This window comes from Hyphomonas sp. UBA4494 (genome assembly GCF_002388935.1).
Taxonomy (GTDB): Bacteria; Pseudomonadota; Alphaproteobacteria; order Caulobacterales; family Hyphomonadaceae; genus Hyphomonas.
Genome location: NZ_DGNK01000020.1, coordinates 15,209 through 34,561, shown reverse-complemented (window position 1 = coordinate 34,561; position 19,353 = coordinate 15,209). Strand labels below are relative to the sequence as shown.

General features: G+C 59.4%; 17 protein-coding genes, 1 pseudogene and 1 riboswitch. Of the genes and pseudogenes, 4 read left to right on the top strand and 14 right to left on the bottom strand.

Annotated features, from left to right (window positions below):
* Nucleotides 1-2: 2 nt before the first annotated feature.
* From B2P82_RS07995 to B2P82_RS07985, 3 genes are all read right to left on the bottom strand, one after another.
* The gene (locus B2P82_RS07995) at nucleotides 3-1,274 is read right to left on the bottom strand and encodes an amidohydrolase family protein (RefSeq protein WP_206992601.1); all 1,272 of its coding nucleotides are present in this window, start codon (nucleotides 1,272-1,274) and stop codon (nucleotides 3-5) included.
* The gene (locus B2P82_RS07990) at nucleotides 1,271-2,683 is read right to left on the bottom strand and encodes an amidohydrolase (protein ID WP_290496304.1); all 1,413 of its coding nucleotides are present in this window, start codon (nucleotides 2,681-2,683) and stop codon (nucleotides 1,271-1,273) included. The genes B2P82_RS07995 and B2P82_RS07990 overlap by 4 nt, the downstream gene beginning before the upstream one ends.
* Before the next feature lie 127 nt (nucleotides 2,684-2,810).
* On the bottom strand, nucleotides 2,811-3,140 hold the full coding sequence (locus tag B2P82_RS07985; RefSeq protein ID WP_290496302.1) for a hypothetical protein: 330 nt from the start codon (nucleotides 3,138-3,140) through the stop codon (nucleotides 2,811-2,813).
* Nucleotides 3,141-3,306: 166 nt separating this feature from the next.
* Here B2P82_RS07985 and B2P82_RS07980 point away from each other — a divergent pair, with 166 nt between their 5' ends.
* Nucleotides 3,307-4,656, top strand: coding sequence for an acyltransferase family protein (locus B2P82_RS07980; RefSeq protein ID WP_290496300.1), 1,350 nt, complete (start codon nucleotides 3,307-3,309; stop codon nucleotides 4,654-4,656).
* Here the strand turns inward: B2P82_RS07980 and gcvPB are convergent.
* The 10 genes and pseudogenes from gcvPB to B2P82_RS07925 form a co-directional block, all read right to left on the bottom strand.
* Entirely contained in the window at nucleotides 4,590-6,230 is a 1,641-nt protein-coding gene (gene gcvPB, locus B2P82_RS07975) for an aminomethyl-transferring glycine dehydrogenase subunit GcvPB (protein ID WP_290496298.1), read from the bottom strand. The two genes, B2P82_RS07980 and gcvPB, sit on opposite strands and share 67 nt — an antisense overlap.
* The gene (locus B2P82_RS07970) at nucleotides 6,227-6,676 is read right to left on the bottom strand and encodes a hypothetical protein (protein WP_206992597.1); all 450 of its coding nucleotides are present in this window, start codon (nucleotides 6,674-6,676) and stop codon (nucleotides 6,227-6,229) included. The genes gcvPB and B2P82_RS07970 overlap by 4 nt, the downstream gene beginning before the upstream one ends.
* Entirely contained in the window at nucleotides 6,676-8,019 is a 1,344-nt protein-coding gene (gene gcvPA / locus B2P82_RS07965) for an aminomethyl-transferring glycine dehydrogenase subunit GcvPA (protein WP_206992596.1), read from the bottom strand. The genes B2P82_RS07970 and gcvPA overlap by 1 nt, the downstream gene beginning before the upstream one ends.
* A gap of 20 nt (nucleotides 8,020-8,039) precedes the next feature.
* Entirely contained in the window at nucleotides 8,040-8,411 is a 372-nt protein-coding gene (gene gcvH, locus B2P82_RS07960; protein WP_206992595.1) for a glycine cleavage system protein GcvH, read from the bottom strand.
* Between the two features lie 13 nt (nucleotides 8,412-8,424).
* The gene (gcvT, locus tag B2P82_RS07955; RefSeq protein WP_290496295.1) at nucleotides 8,425-9,582 is read right to left on the bottom strand and encodes a glycine cleavage system aminomethyltransferase GcvT; all 1,158 of its coding nucleotides are present in this window, start codon (nucleotides 9,580-9,582) and stop codon (nucleotides 8,425-8,427) included.
* A gap of 144 nt (nucleotides 9,583-9,726) precedes the next feature.
* Nucleotides 9,727-9,818: riboswitch (glycine riboswitch) on the bottom strand.
* A gap of 96 nt (nucleotides 9,819-9,914) precedes the next feature.
* Nucleotides 9,915-10,892 carry an endonuclease/exonuclease/phosphatase family protein gene (locus tag B2P82_RS07950; protein ID WP_290496293.1) on the bottom strand — a complete coding sequence of 326 codons (978 nt, stop codon included), beginning with the start codon at nucleotides 10,890-10,892 and terminating at the stop codon, nucleotides 9,915-9,917.
* Between the two features lie 74 nt (nucleotides 10,893-10,966).
* On the bottom strand, nucleotides 10,967-11,980 hold the full coding sequence (locus tag B2P82_RS07945; RefSeq protein ID WP_290496291.1) for a hypothetical protein: 1,014 nt from the start codon (nucleotides 11,978-11,980) through the stop codon (nucleotides 10,967-10,969).
* Between the two features lie 100 nt (nucleotides 11,981-12,080).
* A complete protein-coding gene (locus B2P82_RS07940) occupies nucleotides 12,081-13,211 on the bottom strand; it encodes a DUF697 domain-containing protein (RefSeq protein WP_290496289.1) in 1,131 nt (376 codons plus the stop codon).
* 70 nt (nucleotides 13,212-13,281) lie between these two features.
* Nucleotides 13,282-15,058 (bottom strand): annotated as a pseudogene (gene argS / locus B2P82_RS16965) (arginine--tRNA ligase).
* A 3-nt stretch (nucleotides 15,059-15,061) separates the two neighbouring features.
* Nucleotides 15,062-15,619 (bottom strand): hypothetical protein, encoded by a 558-nt coding sequence (locus B2P82_RS07925; protein ID WP_290496283.1) that lies wholly within the window; start codon nucleotides 15,617-15,619, stop codon nucleotides 15,062-15,064.
* Between the two features lie 112 nt (nucleotides 15,620-15,731).
* On the opposite strand from B2P82_RS07925, the gene ispH reads away from it, so the two are divergent.
* Genes ispH through B2P82_RS07910 form a run of 3 tightly spaced genes read left to right on the top strand, consistent with a single transcriptional unit; the run spans nucleotide 15,732 to nucleotide 18,340 of the window.
* Nucleotides 15,732-16,685: a 4-hydroxy-3-methylbut-2-enyl diphosphate reductase gene (ispH, locus tag B2P82_RS07920; RefSeq protein ID WP_206992591.1), complete on the top strand. Its 954-nt coding sequence runs from the start codon at nucleotides 15,732-15,734 to the stop codon at nucleotides 16,683-16,685.
* Nucleotides 16,686-16,742: 57 nt separating this feature from the next.
* Nucleotides 16,743-17,684 carry an oxygen-dependent tRNA uridine(34) hydroxylase TrhO gene (trhO, locus tag B2P82_RS07915; protein ID WP_290496281.1) on the top strand — a complete coding sequence of 314 codons (942 nt, stop codon included), beginning with the start codon at nucleotides 16,743-16,745 and terminating at the stop codon, nucleotides 17,682-17,684.
* Complete coding sequence (locus B2P82_RS07910; protein ID WP_290496279.1) at nucleotides 17,681-18,340, top strand: glutathione S-transferase; 660 nt, start codon at nucleotides 17,681-17,683, stop codon at nucleotides 18,338-18,340. Before trhO ends, B2P82_RS07910 begins: the two co-directional genes overlap by 4 nt.
* 35 nt (nucleotides 18,341-18,375) lie before the next feature.
* Here the strand turns inward: B2P82_RS07910 and metA are convergent, their stop codons facing one another.
* Entirely contained in the window at nucleotides 18,376-19,320 is a 945-nt protein-coding gene (gene metA / locus B2P82_RS07905; protein WP_290496277.1) for a homoserine O-acetyltransferase MetA, read from the bottom strand.
* Nucleotides 19,321-19,353 lie beyond the last annotated feature (33 nt).

Sequence of the window (19,353 nt, the reverse complement as noted above, 5' to 3'; positions counted from 1 at the left end):
TGTTATGGCCGTGTAAAAGCGCGCGGCCGTTCACTCTCATCCAGGCTGAGATAACGGTCACGCAGTCGCGTTTGGCGGGACTCGAGTGACTGCTGCTCGCCGGCAATGATGACAGCGATGGGTGCAGACGCGACCTCCAAAGGATCCCCGTCCCAACCAACCACATCAGCGGGTGCGCCGGGCGCGAGGCGACCATACCCCGTCAGGCCGAACATGTCCGCCGGGGCGGTGGTCAACGCCGCCAAAGCATCATCGAAGCTCAGTCCGTTGGCGACTGCATTGCCGGCAAGCTGTGTCGCAAGCCGCGCCTGATGGCTGCTATCCCCAACATTGGCAATGGCAAATGTAACGCCTGCTGCGGCCAGTCGCGCTGCATTTTCAGATGTCGCTGCCAGTTTCTCAAACGAGCCCGGAAGATTGGAAAACGCATTGATGATCACCGGGATATCCATCTCGGCCAGCCGTGGCGCCACACGCCACGCTTCGTCCGCGCCGACAATCACGATCTTCAGTGACGGCTCCTCCTCGGCCAGATCCATCACGGCATTCAAGTCACTGGCACGACTCGCTTCAATCAAGATCAACTGCTGGCCCCGTGCGGCGGGCGACAGCGCTTGTGCATCAATCCGGTTCAGAACCGCACCATCATTCTGCGTGATGTAGCGCGCTGGATAGCTGCGCGCATCATCCAGCGCCGCCCGCAGCAGCGTCATGGCAGACTGCCGCGAGCCGCCAGCAAGGCCCGCGCCTGCTTCACCGAGCTTGATGAAGGTAAATGCCTTCTCATCCAGCTCCGTATCGAGATCACCGCTCGTATCAGCTACGAAACCCTGCCCGGCAAATAGCGCATTGCCGGTGTTGGGTACAACAACCAGGCGCGTAAAACCTTCGATCCGGGTGACATCAATCGCAGTGGCGTCGGGATTGAACCCATCGGCTGCATTCAGCGCGGCTGAAAACGGAGACATCGCCGCCGCCGTGTCATTCGTAGAATCTTCCGCGCCAACTTCAACCAGGCCTGTTCGGGCAAAGGAGGCGATCAGACCAGGCGTGACCCATTCAGCGGAAATCTCGGTGGCGCCACCTGGCACTTCAGTATCTGCCCCGCCGACCGTGACAATCCGGTCGTCCTCGATGACAACAACGCCGTTTTCGATCATACCTTGAGCGGTGCCGGTCCAGACCGTTTCACCGCGAATGACGAACGTATCGGCGTACGCGGGCGCCGCTGCGAGACCCAAGGCGGCAACGCTTGTAAGTAGTGTACGGATCATTTGCGATCTCCTTCACCAGGTTGGCCTATTTCAAAATCCATCACAGGATTGGTCTCAGGATGGTCGCGGTCAAACATCAGCGCGCCGTCAATAAAGACCTGGTCTGCCTTGGCGTAGACGCTGAACGGGTCATCGGACCAGACGACGACATCCGCCATCTTGCCGGGCTTCAGGCTGCCCGTACGATCGTCAATGCCCAATGACTTGGCCGGGTTCAGCGAAAGCCACGTCCAAGCGACCTCTTTCGGAATATCGATACCTGCCCTCAAACCATCAGACCATGCCTTGGCGGCTTCCTGGTTGAGACGTTGAATGCCGACATCACTATCCGAATGGACGATGGCACACGCGCCGGCCTTGTGGACCATCGGGATGTTCTCACGGACGCCATCATAGGCTTCCATCTTGAAGCCCCACCAATCGGCCCACATGGAAGAACACGCACCATATTCGGCCAGCTTGTCGGCAATCTTGTAGCTCTCAACGGCGTGGTGAAAGGCGGTGACCTTGTAGCCAAACTCCTTCGACATATCCATGATTTGCGCCATCTCATCGGCGCGGTAGCAATGCATGTGCACGAGGATGTCGCCATTCAGCACACCCGCGAGCGTGTCCAGTTCGAGATCACGCGCAGGTGGTTCACCGCCTTCGTCCTCGTACTTCTCCCATTTGCGCTTGTATTCTGCAGCTTTGATCCAAGCTTGCCGGTATCCCGCCACGTTTCCCATCCGAGAATAAGGGGCGCCACCAGGAAAACGCCCGCCGCCATAGCCATAAACGCGCTTGGGATTTTCGCCGCAGGCCATTTTCAGCGTATAGGGCGCGTCCGGAAATTTCATGCCCTGAACGGTCCGGCTCGGCACGTTCTTGAGGATCACACCCCGCCCGCCGAACAAGTTTGCGCTGCCCGGCAGCACCTGGAGCGAGGTGATGCCTCCGGCTATCGCCCGCGTGAAGCCTGGATCTTGCGGCCAGACACCGTGCTCCGACCACACTTCGGCCGTGACCGGCGCAGAAATTTCGTTGCCATCGCCGTGCGCGGTCACACCGGGCGAGGGATAGACGCCGAGATGGCTGTGATTATCGATAATGCCCGGAGTCACCCAGCGACCTGTCGCATCAATCGTCTCGGCACCCACCGGGGCTTCGATATCGGCGCCTAGTGCGACGATCTTGCCATCCTGCAACAGCAGGCTGCCATCTTCGATCAGGTTACCTTCGCCATCGAGGATTGTGGCATTGGTGATCAGGACAGGCGCATTCGGATAGGGCGCATATGTGGAAGGATATGGATTGCGGTCGAACGCGTCTTCCGACGACGCAGCCTTGTCGGTATCGTCGCCTCCACCGCACGCTGAAAGCAGGAGTGCCGCAGCGCAAACAGCTGCCAGCCCATAAAGTATTCGCATTTCATTTCGCCCCGTGTCCGCAGAAAGGTTTGGCGCATACTGCTGACATTTCTTCCGGCTTCAAGGCCTGAGCCGGAAACACGCGTGAAATTCTTGCCTGCCCGGCCGGATTTGCCGCAATTTGTTTCTACTGTTCCGGTTGAGACGGATCTTTCTTGTCTCGGCCGAACACCAAGCGCATCAGCCAGTTTGGCGCGAACCGTTCGACCCGGGGATGCCTTGCCAAAACGCTCTCCATCCACCGCCTGCCCCACATCGCGTTCCGCCCCAGCAGCACGACACCAAGAATGGCAATCGGCAAGCCAACAGGAATGATCGGCGTGACGAAAGCGATTGGAATGGCCACCACGATCATGATCAGACCGGTAAGCGCCAAAATCTGGCGGAACGCTACGTTCACACCATTGCGCAGCCCCGCCGCAGGCTTTGGGGAAGCTGCGGTCTGTTCCGTTTTCATGTGGGTTTCGTCATCGGCCATTAAGCTGAATATGGGAAAAGAAGCGGGCGCCGCCAGCGATATCGTCATGATGTGGTCAAAGTCTGGTGTCTGCGTTACCTGATTGCTACAGATTGCCCGCTCGTTCCGCGCGCAGGGCGGGATGAAATGTTGCGTGAGGCCCGGAATGAAACTGCAGTCTGTTCAGGTCCTGCGTGGAGTGGCGGCCCTCCTGGTCGTTCTCTATCACACCAGAGCCCACGAAACTCGCGGCATCGCCCATAATGGTGGCGGCGAGTTGGCTTGGCTTGGCGGCATTGTGACGAATGGTTTCGCCGGGGTCGACCTGTTCTTCGTGATCTCCGGCTTCATCATGGTCGCCGTGACCTACGAATTGAAGCCCGGCATCCAGACAGCTCTGGACTTCGTGTTCCGTCGGCTGACCCGGGTCTATCCGGTCTGGTGGCTGTTTGCCGGTATCACCACAGTCGGTCTGCTCGGCTATTTCCAGTTGGGCAATATGGTCGAAACGTTGCAAGTCACGTCGCGTCCGGAGCCAGACTGGATCTATATCATCAAGTCCTTCCTGCTGATTCCACAGGAAAAGGAGCCGGTACTTGTGGTGGGGTGGACGCTGATCCATGAAGTCTATTTCTATCTCGCGTTCAGCCTCGTCTTGCTGCTTCGCAGATCCTTGTGGCCCTATGCGTTGCTTGGCTGGGGAGCTGCAGTCATCGCAGGATGGATGTCTGGACTGTCCGGCCCGATCGTTACCGATTTCTTTTCGTTATTTTTCTCGCCCATGACCATGGAATTTCTGTTCGGCGCCGCCACAGCAATGCTCGTCGCGTCCGGAGTTGCGTGGCGAGGTGGGATCGTGATGCTGGTCTCCACGCTATGGATGGTGGCGTCCCTGTGCCTGCAGGGGCCCCAAACCGATTACACACTTCAATGGGGCCGCGTCATGATGTTCGGCTTGCCGAGTGCCGCGCTCATCTACGGTCTCGTCACGCTGGAACTTGAAGATCGTTTGGCATGGCTTGTCCCGGCGGGCGTCGGCGCTTTGCTGACTATCGCGGTTTTCCAGCTCTACGGACTGGGAGAAACAGCCCCTCTATCCGTGCGGGTCAATGCCACTATTGTTGCAGTTCTGGTGGGCGGCTTGGGCATGCTTGCTACATTTTGGACAGGTTGGCTGGCTGGTCAGACTAGACCTCGCAGCGTGCGCGCCCTGTTTCCAGCCTTGCGCAAAATACTCGCCGCGATGGTCCGGCTCGGCGACGCCTCTTATTCGCTCTACCTTGTGCACACGATCGTCATCGTGGCCCTACGGGTCCTGTTCGGACGCCTCGGAGACATTCCCGTTCTCGCGCCTGTTTTCCAGCTCGGCCATCCTGGCCTGCTCGACAATGTCGCGTTTGCGCTTGCCTGCGTGACGGGATCGATTGCCGCCTCGCTGCTCAGCTACACCTATTTTGAACGGCCAGTGGGCGCGCTCTTCCGAAAGTCACGCCCAACAGTGCAGAACGCTTCCTGATCCTTATTCTGCCGCACGGAACTCGTTTCTGGCGGCGTCCATTTGAGCACAGGCTTGCGCGCTGCCTGTGTCTCATCCAGCCGGCGCATCGGGGCGAGATAGGGCGCGCCCTTCATTGTCTCGTCCCCCTGCGCGGCACGCCGGGCAATCGATTCCAGCGAGTCACAAAAGCGATCCAACTCGGCTTTCGATTCAGACTCGGTCGGCTCGATCAGCATCGCCCCATGTACGACCAAGGGGAAGTACATCGTCATCGGATGATAGCCTTCATCAATGAGAGATTTGGCAACGTCGATGGTTTCGATCCCGTCTGCCGTGAAGGCATCGGAGAACAACGCTTCGTGCATGCAATAGCCTTCAAAGGCCGGGGTCATCACGGATTTGAGGCGAGCCTGAATATAGTTGGCATTGAGGACGGCATCCTCAGACGCCTGTTTCAGGCCGTCCGCGCCATGGCTGAGCATATAGGTCAGGGCCCGGACGAACATGCCCATCTGGCCGTGAAAGGCGACCATACGGCCGAAGCTCTCTTTAGCGTCACCTTCCATATCCTCAACGAGACGGAAGACGCCATCTTCATCCTTCACAACAAAGGGCACCGGGGCATAAGGCGCCAGCGCATCGGACAGGACGGTCGGCCCAGAGCCCGGTCCGCCGCCGCCATGCGGGGTGGAGAAGGTCTTGTGCAGATTGATGTGCATCGCATCGACACCAAGGTCGCCGGGGCGAACCCGGCCAACGATGGCATTGAAGTTCGCGCCGTCGCAATAGAAGTATCCGCCAGCCGCATGGATCAGGTCGGCGATCTCCTTGATATCGGTCTCGAACAGGCCGCAGGTATTTGGATTGGTCAGCATAATGCCGGCAATGTCGTCGGATTTTTCGAGCTTCGCCTTCAACGAATCCATGTCGACGCGGCCGCGCGCATTGGCCTTGATCTCGTCCACGATGAAGCCGCACTGAACGGCGGTTGCCGGATTCGTTCCGTGGGCGGAGGCCGGCACAAGAACGCGCTTGCGGGTCTCGGCCTCGCCGCGCGCGACCAGCGCCTGACGGATTGCCATCATGCCGCAGAACTCGCCATGCGCCCCGGCTTTGGGGCTCATCGCAACCGCAGGCATGCCGGTTAGTGTCTTCAGCCAAGTGGCCAATTCGTCGATCAGTTCCAGTGCGCCCTGCACGGTTGCCTGCGGCTGCAGCGGGTGGATATCCGCAAAGCCGGGCAAGCGCGCGAGCTTCTCGTTGAGACGCGGATTGTGTTTCATCGTGCAGCTGCCGAGCGGGAACAGGCCAAGGTCGATGGCATAGTTCTTCTGGCTGAGGCGCATGTAATGGCGCACGGTCTGTGGCTCCGACAGACCCGGCAGGCCGGTCGGCTGGCTGCGCGCAACGCCGCCAAGGCGTCCGCTCCGGTTCTGCGGCGCGGGCAGGTCAACGCCGGTTGTCTCAGACGTCCCGATCTCGAAGATCAGGCCTTCAGCCTGCAACAGGCCCCGCGAGCCAGACATGGTCTCGATGGCAGCTACCGAAGCCGAAGTCGGCGCCGTCGGGCGGCCTTGCATGTTCATGGTCATATCGGTTTCACCTCGTCAAAATATTCACTGCGGGCCACGAGCACCGCCTCAGCTGTTCGCTCAGGTTCATCAGCAAGGTAGGGAAACCAGAAGCTTATGCCGACTTCCGGACTTACTATAACGTCTAAACTGCCGATGCTTGAGAAACCCTTGCTCTCGAAAAGACGACGAGCGTCCTCGCTGGTGCGTCCCGTGAGGAGGTAATTATCCCAAGTAATTCGCGCGCGATCATCGAATTCGACCGCCTCGACAGTGCCACTTCCGGTAAAATAAACAAACACTGTGCCGTCGTCGTGGCAATATTCATGAGCCGGAAAAGCTGAGCTCTGCGTCCGGAAGAACTGCCGCGCCTTAAAACCGAAGCACTGCTCAACCTCGCCCCGAGACATCCCGAACCGGATTGGGAGCGGCCCTACGCCGGGTTTAAATCTGCATTCAAGCGTCATCAAAGCACCTCAGTCAGCGCCGCGGCATAGGCGGCTATGTCTTCCGGTGTCGTGCATTCGGTGGCGGCGCAAATAATCACGTCACCCATATGCCCATCGGGGAAGAGGCGGCTGGCGCGGACGCCGCCGACCACACCGGCCTCATCCAGCATGGCCAGCACGGCTTCGGCGTCCATCGGCGTGCGGAAGGCAAACTCATTGAAGAAACGCGGTGTCAGGATTTCGATGCCGGGCACCGCCTCCAATGCCTCCGCAAGATCGCAGGCCGCCTCATGGTTCAGCAGGGCCAGCTGCTCCAGCCCCTTGCCGCCCAGCAGCGTCATATGCGCCGTGAAGGCCAGTGCGCACAGGCCGGAATTGGTACAGATATTGGAAGTCGCCTTGTCACGGCGGATGTGCTGTTCGCGGGTCGACAGCGTCAGCACGAACCCGCGATCACCGTTGGCGTCAACGGTCTCGCCGCACAGGCGCCCCGGCATCTGGCGCACCAGTTTCTGGGTACAGGCGAACAGGCCGACATAGGGCCCACCGAAATTGAGTCCGTTCCCGATGGACTGGCCCTCGCCCACGGCAATGTCCGCGCCCATCTCTCCTGGCGGCGTGACAAGGCCCAGCGAGACAGCTTCGGTGAAGACCGACACAAGCAGCGCGCCTTTTTCATGCGCGGCGTCGGCAGATTTCGAAAGATCGGTCACCGTCCCAAAAATGTTCGGGCTCTGGCCGATGACGCAGGCGGTCTGATCGTCTACCGCATCGGCCAGCGCATTCTCTCCATCCATAGTTGCGGGCAACTGGACCACTTCGAACCCTTGCGCCTCGCACACCATTTTGGTGGCGGCGGCATAGTGCGGGTGCAGCCCACCCGACAGAATCACCTTCTTCCGGCGTGTCACACGGGTCGCCATGATGGCCGCCTCGGCGCAGGCCGTGGACCCGTCATACATGGAGGCGTTTGCCACATCCATTGCCGTCATCGCGGCGACCTGGGTCTGAAATTCGAACAAGGTTTGCAGCGTGCCCTGCGCGATTTCTGGCTGGTAGGGCGTATACGTCGTCAGGAATTCAGAGCGCTGGATCACCATGTCTACCGTAGCCGGAACATGATGCTTGTAGGCGCCCGCCCCGACAAAGAACGGACCGGACGAGGCCGACCGGTTCTTGGCCGCGAGATTCGACATGTGGCGCTCGACGGCGAGTTCCCCCTGATGGTCCGGCAAGCCTTCAATCGTGCTGCCGAGGCGCGCAGCTTCAGGTACGTCCGTGAAGAATTCATCGACTGTTTTGGCGCCGATGGTCGCCAGCATTTCTGCACGGTCTTCCGGGGTCAGGGGGAGGTATCTCATATGTGCTACTCCATCAACGCCTACAGGCCGTCACAAAATGCCTTGTAGGCATCCGCATTCATCAGCGATCCAAGTTCGCCGGCATCGGTCAGTTTCAACTTGCAAAACCAGCCTTTGCCTTCAGGGTCTTCGTTGACCGTCTCAGGTGCGTCAGCGAGGGCGGCATTGCCCTCCACGACTTCACCGCCGACGGGGGCATATACATCCGAAGCCGCCTTGACGCTTTCGACCACCGCCATGTCGTCGCCCTTGGCGAAGCTGGCTCCTGCTTCCGGCACTTCGACAAACACAACATCGCCGAGCTGCTCGGCGGCGTATTTGGTGATCCCAACCGTGGCGACATCGCCATCCACGGTGATCCATTCATGGTCTTCAGTATAGTAAGTTGTCATGCCCAATTCCCTCTCAGCGTTTGTAATTGTGTGCCACGAAAGGCAGCGCGCACACTTCTGCGGGACGCGCCTTGCCTCTCACCATCAGGTCGATTTTCGTGCCAGGCTCAGCCAGGTCTGCTCGCAAATAACCCATTGCGATGGGCGCATCGACACTAGGTCCAAAGCCACCGGATGTGACAATGCCAACTGCTTCGCCACCAACTTCGATCACGGTTCCCTCGCGGGCTGGCGCGCGCTCCAGCGGCTGGATACCAACACGGACTTCAGCCGGGCCGGCGGCGAGAGCCTTCATAATACGTTCCGCCCCCGGAAAGTCAGCGCGTTCACGGCGTTTCTTCTGGATCACCCAGGCAAGGTCTGCCTCGACCGGGTCGCGGGTCGTATCCATGTCGTGGCCATAGAGGCAAAGCCCAGCCTCGAGACGCAGGGAATCCCGCGCGCCAAGACCGATCGGTTTCACCCGGTCGTCGGTCAGCATTTCATTGACGAGCGGCAGGCCAGCCTCCGGCGAGACAAGCACTTCAAACCCGTCCTCGCCGGTATAGCCACAGCGCGACACGATGCAGCGCGAGCCATTCAGCTCGAACGGCATATGACGCATGAATGTAAGATCTTCGCAGCCGGGGAAGAAGTCGCTCATCACGTCGGCGGCCTTCGGGCCCTGCAGGGCGAACAGGATACGGTCATCGGCGCGCGTCAATACGGCCTTGCCCTCAAAGCTCCGCTCAAAGAGCGCCCAGTCGGCTTCTTTCACGGCGCCGTTCACGACAATGTAGAGCGAACCTTGCGCATTTTCCCCGATTGGGCGGGTGATGATGAGGTCATCCAGAATGCCGCCCTCTTCATTGAGCAGCACGGTCAGGCGCGCCTGGCCCTCCTTGAGACTTGCAATATCTGACGGCACCAGCGTCTCGACCAGCGCGGCGATCTCGGCATGCGCGTCATCACCGCCGCCAATGCCATCGGCCAGCGACAGGAAGCATGGACCCATATGGGAGACATCAAACAGGCCCGCCTGCGTACGCGTCCAGAGATGCTCGTCCTTGACGCCCATTGGATACTGGACCGGCATTTCATAGCCGGCGAACGGCAAAAGCTTCGCGCCCAGCTCTTCGTGCAAGGCATGGAGCGGCGTGCGCTTCAAATTCTCTGTCGTCGTGTCGTCCATGACGCCCTTTCATAAGGAGACGGGGCAGCCTCAAGCTGCGCATCGTCGCCCCCGCTGTCCTGGGCGCCTGAGAGATTCCGCCCGGCATGCGGGCTTGCTCCTTCGGCGAGACGGCACCATCAGCCCGTCTCTTTCCAGCGTGTTGTCTCTCTCCCGGTCCTTTTGCCTGAGCGTTTCCGGGGCGGTTGCGCCTTCGGCGGCGGGGTTGGGTACCCGCTCTCTCCCGGGAGGAGTTCGTCTATACGAGTCGAACTAGCGCGGATTCTGATGGCCAGCAAGCGTGCCTGTCGCGAATCCCTGCCGAAAGCTCCCACCTGGCAAAAGTATGGGCATCAATTTACAGCTTCAACAGGAGCATCCCCCGTCGCCACGGCGCGTAAAGTGACCATGACAGGCTGGTGGTCCGTGTATTGGAAACTCAAATCCAGCCCTTTTGCGGAAACAATTTCGACATTGGGCGACACAATCAGCCCATCAATAATCGTGGTGTAGTTTACGCCTGCCTTGTAGGTCTGTTCATTGGTACGAACGCTCGGCATGGAAGGGTCCACCGCGATTTGCCAGCCGTCGCCCAGTTCTTCCCGGGGGAAGTCATGAATCCAGAACTGGGCAGAATCATCGGCCGTGTAGGAAAAATCGGTTGGTGTGAGACGCATGTTCCAGTCACCTCCTACAGCCACGGCCTTGCCGGAGTCATAATAGGAGCGCGCCAGATCCAGAACCGCGCGCAATTGCTGCATCCTGGTGTTGGCTCCTTCATCGAAGGCCGAGAGATGAACATTGATGACCGCCCAGTCTGTCTCACCAAGTTTCAACTCCGTCACCTGGACATGATAGCGGCGGCGTATGAATCCCATCAGGGCTTCGGGCTCTTCCGGAATGCGGACAATTTTCGTGCCTTTGTTCGCGACGCGCAAGAACGTGCCCAGTCCATGTTTTAAAGAGATGGGGCCCGGAAAGAAGCGGGTCCGGATGTCCGAGGAGAAGAACATGGAATAATCTGCCAGCGAGTGCTTCACAGTACCCAGGACATTCACGCCGCGCGTCAGGAAGCCGTCCGCCGCCAGTTCTTGCATCAGGATGATGTCGGGCTGGTGATCTTTCAGGACTGCTGAAATGCCGGAGAGATTCTTTTCCACCACGGCCTTGCTGGGCGGACGCAACATGGTACCGCCATCCGCCTGAAAATCCGATTCCTCCCCCAGACCGGAATATCCGATATTCCAGGTCATGACATTCAACGTACCGCTCGCAGGCTGAAGCTCTGCCGCCGCAGCCGTCCGCTGCACTGGAATGGATTTGTCAGTCAATGTCACACACCCCGCTAGACCCAGGTACAAAGTGGCTAAGCCAATCACAAGGATCGGTATATAGAGTTTGCGCATTATGCCTCCGTGGCTTTCTCGGCGTGGGCCGGGCTCTCTTCCTGTTCCGGACGATTGAATTGCTCGACAATCCATTGCGTGACACCCAGCACGGCGGCGACACCGCCCCATTCATTGCTGATCCGCGTGACGAACCCCAGGAGGGTCTTCTGGCTGATCATCTGGACATAGATTTCCGAGTAGCGCTCCAGCACATCGGACCCTTCCTGCATGACCAGTTCCCGGAACTGCGCAAGGCTGGCAATGTAGTCGTCAATGAAAGACGAGTAATAGCCGATATAGGTCCATGCGCCGACCGCCATCACCGCAATCACGCCAATGATGGTCGAGACCATGGTCAGCAAGACTGCATTGTTGATGAACAGGCTGCGCAGCGGCGTCAGGCGCACGGCGAGATTGATGGCGAAAATGCCCGCCATGAAGACGAAGACCGGAGACATGCTGTCCTCCGCTTTCGACAGCAGCAATTGGGTATCGAGATAGGAAAGTTCCAGACCGCGCTGAATCGATTCCCCTGTCGCGCCGCCGCCTGTGGGAAGCTGGCCAATCGCGGCCTCCGAGAGCTCTGCGAAATGGCGCGCATCGGCAAGGGCCTGACAGACAAGCAGCGTGATGAGCGCCGCCCCACCTGCAAAGAAGATCGTGCTAAAAATCCCGTATATGGAATAGGTAAAAGCCAGCCGTCGCTTCTCGCCCGTTTCGGCTGCCATCGCGGTGCGCATACCGTGGACGTAAACGACTGCAGCGACCAGGGCGAGAAGCGTGAGCGAGGCCACAGGATTGGCCATCACGATCTCGTCGACAGACACGTCCGGGCTGGACTGATCGATCATGAAGACCAGCACGGCCCCGAATGTGACAAGCGCCATTTCGCCATACATGCCGCTGCACCGGCGAAGTGTATGCCCCACTCGGAAGCGCAGGGAGTGCCGCTTCACCCAGATTGGTCCTGCAATGATGTAACCGAATGCAACAGTTAAAATCGCTATCGCCCAGCCTGCCAACAGGATCATGTCCCCCCCCTTGTGCAATCCCCTCAGTCTGCTGACATGATAGCCAAAGTAATCAGCTTCACGCAATGGGTTTGCTATGCCAGAAACCTGATGCCTGCTCTCAGGCCTCCGTGGCCTTTCGCCCGAACCAACCCTGCACCATCGACCACGCATTTTTCGAGCCCGACATGGTCTGCTCTGCCGCCCAAGCGGCGCGGGAGGTTAGCCCGCCGCAACGCTTGAGCAAATCCGTCGCGACCGAGCCGGATTCCTTTTTCACGCGCGCAAGTGCTTCGGCAGAGATCGAGCGAGCCTGTCGCGCGGACCAGCCTTCAAAGGCCCGGCAGCGGCGCTTGGCGAGATACCCCATCTTCAGGGTCAGCATGGCGTTTACCGCTCCGTCCATGACCGGCCCGGCGATCAATCCGCCCATACGCCCCAACAGGCCGCCGATCACATCCCCCGTCATGTCGGTCACATCCTCCAGCGCGCGGCTCACCACGACGATAGCCGCCACATCTCGCAGGATCAGCAATGTGCCGCCCAGATGTGGGCGGCCAAAGTAGATCTGGGAAATCTTCGCGATCAGGTTCGCATTGCGCCACAGCACCACGAATGCATCAACGGTGCCGTTCATGGAGAAAGCCGTGGCCACGCCGACGCCGACCGCTTCGGCATGGATCAGCTTGTCGACCTTGGCGTCGAGTTTCTTGAGATGGATTTCGATATGGCGCTTCTGGAAAGCTTCAAGGTCTGCTGCGACCGTGGCGGCCTCTGTCATGTCCGCCGCCGCGAACCGGGCCAGCAAAGCGCGCCCGGCCACCATGCCTTCCTCGATAGACGCCACGTCCTCGACCAGGAGCGGATTGCGCTTCAGCATGGCAAGATATTTGAGGTCGTATTTCAGCCGCTGAGACAGGAGTGTGATGTCCGGATCATCCAGATCGAACGGCGTATGGGGCGGCTTCGCTGCGACGGGCATGGACAGGAATGACGCGAGTGGCCGCCCTACCAGCAAAAGCAACAATCCCGCCAGCAGCAGGATGAACGCGTACCCCAGCACCGGGTGCACATCGTCGAACAGGCGGTAGAACAGAAATCCCTGTCCGATCACGGTCAGGAAGGCGAGCGTCAGCAGCGCCGCTCCAGACCATTTGATGACTTTCCAGGCTTTCGACCATTGGGATGCAAATTCCCATTGGTACGCGCTGTCTGAACTGGTCTCCACCGGGACTGGCATGGTCTTGGCCATATCGGAACTCCTCTACTGACTGATCTCTCCGAAGAGGATCAGCGAGGAGTTGGGCCAAGGCAATACGTAGCTACATGCGCTCCGGAATGCGAATGCCGAGAAGGTCGAGGCCAGTTTCGAGTTGCTTGAGCACGGCGGCCGACAGGGCAAGCCGGCTGGCGCGAAGGTCAGGGTCTTCTTCGGACGCAATCGGCAGCGCAGCATAGAAGGCGCTGAACCCCTGCGCGAGATTGTAGACATGCTCGCAGAGGATGTGCGGCATACGCTTTTCACGCGCCTGGAGCAGCGTCGCCGCGAAGCCGTCCAGTTGCAACACAAGCGCGCGTTCGGCGTCATGGCCGATCCGGATCTCGCCAGCCTTGTGGCCAGCCTCTTCTGCCTTGCGCAGGACCGATTTGATCCGCACTGCCGCATAGAGCAGGTACGGCCCGGTCTTGCCCTCAAAGCTCGTGAAGCGGTCGAGATCAAAGACGTAGTTACTAGTCCGGGTGTTGTGCAGGTCCGAGAAGCGCAGTGCCGCCAGCGCCACCTTGGCGGCGACATCCCGGCGCTCGTCTTCCGACATGTCTTCCGGCAGCTTTCCGGCTTCCGCAATCTTCTTCTGGGCTTCTTCGAAGGCCATGGCGTTGAGGTCCGCCAGCCGAAGCACGCCGCCTTCTCGGGTCTTGAAGGGCTTGCCGTCAGGACCGTTCACCGTGCCGAAGCCGATGTGTTCCATATGGCCTTCATCGATCAGGCCGAGCAATTCGGCGGCGCGGAAGACCTGTTCGAAATGCAGCGCCTGACGTTGGTCCACGACATAGAGCATCAGTTCCGGAACCGGATCCATATGCTCCATCCGGTCCTCAATCGTCGCGAGGTCGGTGGTATGATAGCCCGTGNNTGCCGCCGCGGCTGTTGACCAGCATGATCGGCGGCATATCCTTCTTGTCGCTCTCACGCTCGATGCGAACGATCACGGCGCCATCGTCTTCTTCGGAAAGGCCGGCGTCCTTGAACTTCTCGACGAGACCCGGGATCAAGTGATCGACATCACTCTCGCCCTTCCACAGGTCGAAATGAACGTTCAGGAATTCATAGTCGATCTTGAGCGCAGCAACCGACACATCAATGAAATGTCGCAGCAGGGCGCGATACCCTGGCCGTCCGGCCTGGAGTTCGGCCACGGCGTTCTGGCTGCGCTCATTGCGCGCCGCATCCGCCTTGGCCTTGTTGCTGGCCGCCGGGTAGAGGCGTGCAAGGTCTTCGATCGTGACGGGTGGCTGTTCCGGATACGGGCCCTCATAGACGGTGTCGAAATAGATCAGATCGGGCTGCTCGTCATAGAGTTCTGTCACGAGGTGGCCCATCTGGAGCCCCCAGTCGCCGAGATGGGTGTCGCCTGTTACCTTGTCGCCGAGAAAACGGAGTAGTCGCACCAATGTGTCGCCGATCACGGCCGAGCGCAGATGTCCGACATGCATCGGCTTGGCCACGTTCGGGCCACCGAAGTCGATCACAGTGACCTTGGGGTCAGCCGCCAGTTCGCCGCCCGCCATGTCGTCCGACAGGATGCCCGCAGCACGCGCCGACATCGCCTCGTCGGAGACGCGGATATTGATGAAGCCCGGCCCGGCGACTTCTGCCGACAGGACCATGGGATGATCTTTCAATGTCGCCGCGATCTCACCGGCAATCTCGCGCGGGTTCTTGCCGGCCGACTTGGCCGCCCCCATTGCGCCGTTACACTGGAAGTCCGCGAATTCCGGCTTGTCAGAGCGGCGCACGGCGCCCCATTTCGACTCCAGCCCCATGGCTTCAAAGGCGGCGCTGGCGGCCACCGACAGATCATTGATCAGGCTGGCCATTGGTTACTGTCCGGCATCCATGCGGAAACGCTTGCCCGCGCGGTTGAATTCCAATTGCTCCTGGGTCAGTTCGAACCCCACGACGACTTCGAAGTTCGTGCCCGAAATCGACTCATCCACACGCGGAATTTCGATTGTGCCTATGATTTCGGTTTTTCCGGTCAGGTTCTGGCCCCGAAAATTGCCCTCGGTGTTGAAGTATTTCTTTGCCAGCACCTTGCCGTTCCGGCGCGTGACCGCGACGTAGTAAGGGTAAGTGTGAGCATTGGAATCCGCTGCGGGGCCTTTGCCGAACGCAAAATCGATCTCGACTTCAGCTTCCAGTGGATTGTCCTCAACATAACGGCAGAACAGCCGTACGTCGATGATTTCACCCGTGAATTCGATATTGGAGTACAGCTCGCCACCACCATCAAATTCGACATAGCGCGACGAATCATAGAGGGCACCGACGGGTGGGCACGGGCCGGCATTCTGGCGCGTGTCGAAACTGTCCGCGATCTTTCCGGCACCACAGCCAGTGAGAATGACCGCGGCGAGAAGTGGGGCATATTTGATCATGCGTCGGCGTGTCCTTCTTGGCCTGATGCAAAGGCCTGTCCATCTGTTGCTGCAGATGTGTTAAAGGCCCAGACGTCTCGGCGCAACGCCCGCAGGCAGGAAGTAGGATGAAATGAACGACAGGCAGCCTCTTGTGATCCGACTCGCGGCGCCGCGCGGCTTCTGCGCTGGCGTTGATCGGGCCATCCAGATCGTCGAGGAAGCGCTCGAAAAGTGGGGCGCGCCGGTCTATGTGCGCCACGAAATCGTCCACAACGCCCATGTGGTGAGCCGACTCGAGGATCTGGGCGCTATCTTTGTCGAAGAACTGGACGAATGCCCAGAAGATCGCCCGGTGATATTCTCCGCCCATGGCGTGCCGAAATCCGTGCCGGCCGAAGCCCAGCGCCGCAACATGATATTTGTCGACGCTACCTGCCCACTCGTCTCCAAAGTCCATGTCGAGGCTGAGCGCCATCACCGGGAAGGCCGTGAAATTGTGCTGATCGGCCATGCCGGACACCCGGAAGTGATTGGCACGATGGGCCAGCTGCCGGGTGATACAATCACCCTGATCGAGACCGTTGAAGACGTGGCGAGCTTCGCGCCGAAGAATCCGGACAATGTCGCTTTCGTGACCCAGACAACCCTCTCTGTTGACGATACAGCAGACATCGTGGCGGCGCTGCAGGCGCGCTTTCCGGGCATTTCAAGCCCTCACAAGGAAGATATCTGCTACGCCACGACCAATCGTCAGGAAGCTGTGAAGTCGTTCGCGCCCGGCACAGATCTCGTTCTCGTGATCGGGGCGACCACAAGCTCGAATTCGGTTCGCCTGGTCGAAGTGGCCAAACGTGCGGGCGCCGCACGGGCAGAACTGGTCGCGAGCGCCGAGAATATCGACTGGGCCTGGTTTGAAGGTGTGAGCATACTTGGCCTGACGGCTGGAGCGAGCGCGCCGGAAGATCTGGTGCAGGGCGTGATCAATGCCTGTTCCGAGCGCTTTGATGTATCGGTCGAAAAGGTCGAAACAGCGCGTGAAACGGTAACTTTCAAATTGCCGCGCATATTATCCGAGCCGGCTTAGGCGTCTGCCTGCTGCCGGATATTCAAATCGCTGCAACATTCTGGCATAAGGTCGCGCATGACCTACACTGTGGCTGCCTTCTACAAATTCTTTTCCTTTCCGGACTTCGAAGCCCGCCGGGCTGCGCTGGCGGAAACACTGTGCGGCGCGAACGTAAAAGGCACGGTGCTGCTCGCCTCTGAGGGCGTGAATGGCACGATCGCCGGGACAGCCGAGGGCGTCGAGGCGGCGCTGGCCACTTTGCGTGCCCTGCCGGGCGCGGCCGACCTTGAAGCCAAGTTCTCCGAAACCGACGAGATGCCTTTCCTGCGCCTCAAAGTGCGCCTGAAAAAGGAAATCGTGACCATGGGCATACAGGGCACAGACCCGAATGCGCTGGTCGGCACCTATGTCGAGCCAACCGAGTGGAACGACCTCATCAGCGACCCGGACACTGTGCTGATCGATACGCGCAATGATTATGAATATTCTATCGGCACGTTCGAAGGCGCGATCGATCCGGAGACAAAAACTTTCCGCGAATTTCCAAACTGGTTCCGCAAGTTCCGTGAGCGGCTGGAAGCCGAAGGACGCACGCCCAAAGTTGCCATGTTCTGCACCGGCGGCATCCGCTGTGAAAAGGCGACCAGCTTTGTAAAGGCCGAAGGCATTGACGACGTGTTCCACCTGAAAGGCGGCATTCTGAAATATCTCGAAACCGTACCAGAGACCGACAGCAAATGGCGCGGCGAATGTTTCGTCTTCGACGAACGCGTGTCGGTGCGACATGATCTCACCCCCGGCAGCTATGATATGTGCCATGCCTGCAAACGGCCGATCACGAATGAAGACAAGGCGGAGGCAGCCTATGTACCCGGCGTTTCCTGCCCGCACTGTATTGACGAAATGAGCGACGAACAGCGCGCCCGTTTCGCCGAACGCCAGAAGCAGATCGACCTTGCCCGCCAGCGAGGCCAGGAACATATGGGCCCGGAGGCGCGGCGGAGCGAAGACGCGTGAGCGCGCCTGGGCACATCCTCTATACGTTCCGACGCTGTCCGTATGCAATGCGTGGACGAATGGGTCTGTCGATGGCAGGTCTGCCGGTCCATGTTCGCGAAGTGGTGCTCCGCGACAAACCCGCCGACATGCTGGCCGCCAGTCCCAAAGGCACGGTGCCGGTTCTGGTAACCGCCTCTGGTGAGGTTGTGGACGAGAGCCTTGACGTGATGCGATGGGCGTTGGCGCAGAATGACCCCGAGGGGTGGCTGGCCGCAGACCCGGAAACGACGGACACGTTGATCTCCCGTAATGACGGCCCGTTCAAGCAGGCGCTGGACCGATACAAATACCCCAACCGTTATTCAGACGAAAATCTCATGCCCGGCGCGGCGCGGGAGGCGGGGCTCGAGATACTTGGGGACCTTAACTCAAGGCTGGAAGCACATGGCGGCCAGCTTGTGCGGCCAACGCGCAGCCTGGCCGATATGGCGATATTTCCCTTCATTCGCCAGTATGCGCATACCGACGTGGACTGGTTTCTGGCGCAGGATTTGCCTGCGCTACAGGTCTGGCTGGACGGTCACAAGCAGAGCGCCCTGTTCAAGAGTGTGATGGCGAAATATGCCCAGTGGGAACCGGGCAATGACGAGCCATTATTGCCCGCTGCCGCCTGACCACCCAACGCTTACCGTCTACCCACCAAAACCGGCTATCTGGTCTTGCTATCACCGGCACGGTCTGTCCCGATATCTTCCAGATTATAGGGCGTGGTCTGGTACATCTGGTTGATCCAGTTTCCAAACAGAAGAAAGGCGTGAGATCGCCACCGATTTTTCGGCGTGCGGCTGGGGTCATCATCCGGGAAGTAATTGGCCGGCACAGCAATCTGCTTACCTGACGCCACATCTCGGCGATACTCATTCTCCAGAGAGGTCGAGTCGTATTCAATGTGGTTGAAGATATAAAGTCGGTTGCCGCGCGCCTCATGCAACAGGCAGAGCCCAGTCTCGTCACTCTCCATCAGGACATTCAGACCACTGCCGGACGGAATATTTTCGCGGCGCACTTCGGTCCAGCGGGACACCGAGATCGAGAAATCATCCGAGAAGCCCGTGAGGAACGGAGATTCCGGTTTTCGGTTATGGTGACGATAGACACCAAATGCCTTCTCTTCGAGAGTATGCTTCGGCACGCCATGAAAATGATGCACGGCCGCCATGGCCCCCCAACAGATGAAGAAGCTGGAATGAACATGAGTCTCGGTCCAGTCGAGAATTTGCGTGAGTTCGTCCCAATAGGTGACGTCCTCGAACGGCAGGGTCTCAATCGGCGCACCGGTAATGATGAAGCCGTCAAACTTGCGATCCTTAACCTCATCCCAGGTATGGTAGAAGGAGATGAGGTGATCCTCCGGCGTGTTGCGCGCCACATGGCTGCCGATGCGCACCAGAGTCAACTCCACCTGCAGCGGCGTCGCGCCGACAAGGCGGGCGATCTGGGATTCCGTCTCGATCTTGTTCGGCATCAGATTGAGCAGCGCAATCCGCATCGGGCGAATATCCTGACGCGTTGCGATGGATTCATCGAGCACCTGCACGCCTTCACGCACGAGCAGGTCGCGCGCGGGCAAACCGTCAGGAATTCGAATGGGCATAGGCTCTACTCCGCTACCAGTTTCGGCCAGTCG

Coding starts and splice junctions, on each gene's coding strand:
- B2P82_RS07995 (WP_206992601.1), bottom strand. CDS start 1,274: ATGATCCGTACACTACTTACAAGCGTTGCCGCCTTGGGTCTCGCAGCG.
- B2P82_RS07990 (WP_290496304.1), bottom strand. CDS start 2,683: ATGCGAATACTTTATGGGCTGGCAGCTGTTTGCGCTGCGGCACTCCTG.
- B2P82_RS07985 (WP_290496302.1), bottom strand. CDS start 3,140: ATGAAAACGGAACAGACCGCAGCTTCCCCAAAGCCTGCGGCGGGGCTG.
- B2P82_RS07980 (WP_290496300.1), top strand. CDS start 3,307: ATGAAACTGCAGTCTGTTCAGGTCCTGCGTGGAGTGGCGGCCCTCCTG.
- gcvPB (WP_290496298.1), bottom strand. CDS start 6,230: ATGACCATGAACATGCAAGGCCGCCCGACGGCGCCGACTTCGGCTTCG.
- B2P82_RS07970 (WP_206992597.1), bottom strand. CDS start 6,676: ATGACGCTTGAATGCAGATTTAAACCCGGCGTAGGGCCGCTCCCAATC.
- gcvPA (WP_206992596.1), bottom strand. CDS start 8,019: ATGAGATACCTCCCCCTGACCCCGGAAGACCGTGCAGAAATGCTGGCG.
- gcvH (WP_206992595.1), bottom strand. CDS start 8,411: ATGACAACTTACTATACTGAAGACCATGAATGGATCACCGTGGATGGC.
- gcvT (WP_290496295.1), bottom strand. CDS start 9,582: ATGGACGACACGACGACAGAGAATTTGAAGCGCACGCCGCTCCATGCC.
- B2P82_RS07945 (WP_290496291.1), bottom strand. CDS start 11,980: ATGATCCTGTTGGCAGGCTGGGCGATAGCGATTTTAACTGTTGCATTC.
- B2P82_RS07940 (WP_290496289.1), bottom strand. CDS start 13,211: ATGGCCAAGACCATGCCAGTCCCGGTGGAGACCAGTTCAGACAGCGCG.
- B2P82_RS07925 (WP_290496283.1), bottom strand. CDS start 15,619: ATGATCAAATATGCCCCACTTCTCGCCGCGGTCATTCTCACTGGCTGT.
- ispH (WP_206992591.1), top strand. CDS start 15,732: ATGAACGACAGGCAGCCTCTTGTGATCCGACTCGCGGCGCCGCGCGGC.
- trhO (WP_290496281.1), top strand. CDS start 16,743: ATGACCTACACTGTGGCTGCCTTCTACAAATTCTTTTCCTTTCCGGAC.
- metA (WP_290496277.1), bottom strand. CDS start 19,320: ATGCCCATTCGAATTCCTGACGGTTTGCCCGCGCGCGACCTGCTCGTG.